The organism is Cohnella thermotolerans DSM 17683, assembly GCF_000429825.1.
Lineage (GTDB): Bacteria > Bacillota > Bacilli > Paenibacillales > Paenibacillaceae > Cohnella > Cohnella thermotolerans.
This window is the reverse complement of sequence record NZ_AUCP01000122.1, coordinates 1-3574: the sequence shown is the minus strand read 5'-3', so window position 1 is coordinate 3574 and position 3574 is coordinate 1. Positions and strand designations below refer to the sequence as shown.

Here is a 3574-nt window from a genome sequence, read left to right as displayed (position 1 = left end):
GCTTAGACACCATCATTCTAACTGAGGGATTGGGATTATGGCTCCCTTTATTTTCAGTAAACTACCATTTTACACAATTATACGGACTCAACTTTTCAAGTCTGATTAATGTTATATAATAGAACACATAACAATATTATTAATCACATCATTTGGAGGGTGGTTGTATCCATGAGTCATACGGATACGGGAGGATTGAAGGTTTCGTTGCAAGACGGGGCATCGGCCGATGCCAAAGAGTATGGGGCTACGGAGTCGGTTCCTTTGCATGCCCGGTCGTTATCGTTTTGGGACATGCTGGCTACATGGGTAGGCGCGAACGCCAACAACGGCACTTGGTATATCGGCGGCGTCATTGCCGGCACGGCATTTGCCGGGGCTCTCGCGGTCATGTTCATCGCCAACCCCATCGCTTATTTCATCATGGCTTTGATCGGCTACGCAGGTTATAAAGTGGGCACCTCCACCATGGCTTTGACGAGGCCGGCTTTCGGGGTGCGCGGCAGCTATCTGCCTTCGCTGCTCAATACGACCCAATTCATCGGCTGGACCGCGGTCAATACGTTTATTGCCGCCATTTCCGTCAGTTTTCTTTGCAAGGACGTCTTCGGTTGGCCCGCATTCGGGGAGCCGGGCGGGAACAAGTCGATGATCATGGGCATTGTGCTGATGAGCGTGCTGCATATTTTCTCCATCGCTTTCGGTCACCGTTCCGTCAAAATGGTGGAACGCATCGGCGTCATTCTTGTCGTGATCTTGGGGATTTGGGAAACTGTGGTCGTATTGCAAAACGTTTCGTTCCAAGATATTGTGAACTGGCGTCCTCCGGCGGATAAAACGATGCCGTTTGGCGCCGCCATGGATGCGATGGCCGCCTTCAGTCTGGCCTGGGTTACCGCGATCGCGGAATTTACCCGTTACGGGAAAAACAAATCCACCGCCACAGTGGCGCCGATGATCGGAGCCAATGTCGGATTGTTCTGGTTTTGTTTCGTCGGCATCATCGCCACGATCGGGACCGCCATTGCGACGGGGACGTACGACCCGAACAATTCCGACCCGAGCACGATCGCGAGCAAACTCGGACTTGGATGGCTTGCCATGCTGGTCATCGTGATCACGAGCACCACGGCGAATGCCGTAAATCTGATGGCCGCCGGCATTTCGTTGACGAACATCACCAAGAAAATCACGCCGATATCCGCGATTTGGATCGTTACTCTTGTTGCAGCCGTTTTGACGTTTATCCCGCTGTTTTTGAGCAGTTTCCTGAGTTCTTTTATCCTGTTTCTGGACTACATCGGGATGGTGTTCGGTCCGCTGCTCGGCATCTTGATCGCAGACTTCTTCTTCATTCGCAAGCGTGCTTACGATGCGGGAGCCATGGAGGAGGTGGGCGGAAAGTATTGGCATCAAAACGGGTTCAATTTAGCGGCGATTGCCGTTTGGGTCATTGGCGTGGTGCTGTTCTTTGCCATCCATCATCTCCCGTTCTTTAAAAACACCATAGGCGCTACTTATCCGGTTATTGTGATGAGCGGGATTTTGTATTATATTTTATCGAAATTGAAAAAATAGGGAGGTCTCTCGTTTGTTCATATATAATGCACGCCTGCAAGGAAAAGACGGATTGTGGGAAATCGAGATCGAAGACGGGCGGATTCAGAACATCGTTTCGATGGAAAACAGGCCCCGCAATCCGGAAGATGTGGATGCGGAAGGAGGTCTTGTCCTCCCGCCTTTTATCGAGCCCCATATTCATCTGGATACCGCGTTGACCGCCGGCGAACCGAGATGGAATGCCAGCGGAACCTTATTTGAAGGAATCGAGATTTGGTCGGAACGCAAACGATTTCTGACCGCCGATGATGTGAAAAAAAGGGCAAAAAAAGCGTTGGAGTGGCAAATCGCGAACGGGATTCAATATGTCCGCACGCACGTGGATGTCACGGATCCCCAATTGACGGCGTTGAAAGCGATGCTGGAAGTGAAGCGTGAAATGTCGCCGTGGATCGACCTGCAGATCGTGGCGTTTCCGCAAGAAGGGATCAAGTCGTATGCCAACGGGGCCGAATTGCTCGAGGAATCGATCCGGATGGGAGCGGATGTCATCGGGGGAATTCCGCACTACGAGTTTACGAGGGAATACGGGATCGAATCGTTAAAGACGGTTTTTGAATTGGCCGTGAAGTATGACAAGCTTGTCGATATCCATTGCGATGAAATCGACGACGAACAATCCCGGTTCGTCGAGGTTGTCGCGGCGGAAGCGTACCGTCACGGTATCGGAGAGAAAGTCACGGCAAGCCATACGACCGCCATGCATTCTTACAACAATGCCTATACCTTCAAGTTGTTTCGTTTGCTAAAGCTCTCGAAGATCAATTTTGTCGCCAATCCGCTGGTCAACATCCATTTGCAGGGACGGTTCGACTCCTATCCGAAGCGCCGTGGCATTACCCGTGTCAAGGAATTGGCGGAAGCCGGCATCAACGTTTGTTTCGGACATGACGATATTTTTGATCCCTGGTACCCGCTAGGTACCGGCAATATGCTTCAAGTCTTGTTCATGGGCATTCATGCATGCCAATTGACAGGATACGAACAAATCGTGAATGCGATGAATCTGATTACGCATAACAGCGCGAAAACCCTGCATATCCAAGACCGTTACGGCATTGAAGCCGGTAAACCGGCCAACCTGATCATCCTTCCCGCCAAGGACGAATATGATGCCATCCGTCGTCAAGTTCCGGTCCGCTATTCGATTCGTCAAGGAAAGATCATTTCGAAAACCGAACCGGAAACAACGTCGATTTATTTGGACGGAAAAGAGCTTGCAGTAGATTTCAGCAAAAATTAACCCGTCAAACGGGCTTCGCGAAAAAACCATTCAGCCGGTTGCTATCCATCCCGAGGGGCAGGCTGAATGGTTTTTTCCGTTGTTCCGCCTAAAAACTCGTAAGCATACACGGCAAGTTCGAGGGCAAGCCGTTTTGGCGGGGACATGAAATCGTCGCCGAGCAAGCCGGCGAGCTGTTTCAAACGGTGATAGAGCGTTTGTCTCGAAATATAGAGCTCTTTTGCGGTTTCGCGTTTGGCTCCGCTCCATTTCAGAAATACCTTCAACGTATGGAGAAGCTGCGTGTTTTTCTTGGCGTCATGCTGAATAACCGGCTCCAGGTAATCCGTAACGAAATCGGAAAGCCGCCCGTTGTTTTTCATGCTGGAAATGAGCCGGTACACATGAAGTTCGTTATAAAACGGTATGGGGAGAGGACCGATCTCTTTTTGAATCGCAATCGTTTCTTGGGCCGATTCCAGGCTCTTCTTCATGTGCGAGAGCTCGTAAAACGGCCGTCCGACGCCTGCACGGAAAGAGAACAGCGGCAGGTTTTGTTGATCCGTTTGTTTTAATTTGGTGATGGCTCTGAGGATATTCGATTGGATCTGCCTTCGGTTCTGCAAATCCAGAACGATATAAATAGGGCTTGCTGAACGAACAAAAAATCCTTATTCCACAAGGGATTTGAGCTACTTTTGTCGAATTTATCTGCAAGGAAAACATAGAAAA

Annotated in this window: 3 protein-coding genes; 2 read left to right on the top strand and 1 reads right to left on the bottom strand. The window is 50.2% G+C overall.

The window, feature by feature from the left end; all coding sequences use genetic code 11:
* The first annotated feature begins 171 nt into the window (after positions 1 to 171).
* Positions 172 to 1578 (top strand): cytosine permease, encoded by a 1407-nt coding sequence (locus tag G485_RS0117235; protein ID WP_084423371.1) that lies wholly within the window; start codon positions 172 to 174, stop codon positions 1576 to 1578.
* Between the two features lie 13 nt (positions 1579 to 1591).
* Positions 1592 to 2863 (top strand): cytosine deaminase, encoded by a 1272-nt coding sequence (locus tag G485_RS0117230; protein WP_027093531.1) that lies wholly within the window; start codon positions 1592 to 1594, stop codon positions 2861 to 2863.
* Between the two features lie 41 nt (positions 2864 to 2904).
* Here G485_RS0117230 and G485_RS27135 read toward each other — a convergent pair whose 3' ends face one another.
* On the bottom strand, positions 2905 to 3336 hold the full coding sequence (locus G485_RS27135) for a helix-turn-helix domain-containing protein (RefSeq protein ID WP_027093530.1): 432 nt from the start codon (positions 3334 to 3336) through the stop codon (positions 2905 to 2907).
* Between the last annotated feature and the right edge of the window lie 238 nt (positions 3337 to 3574).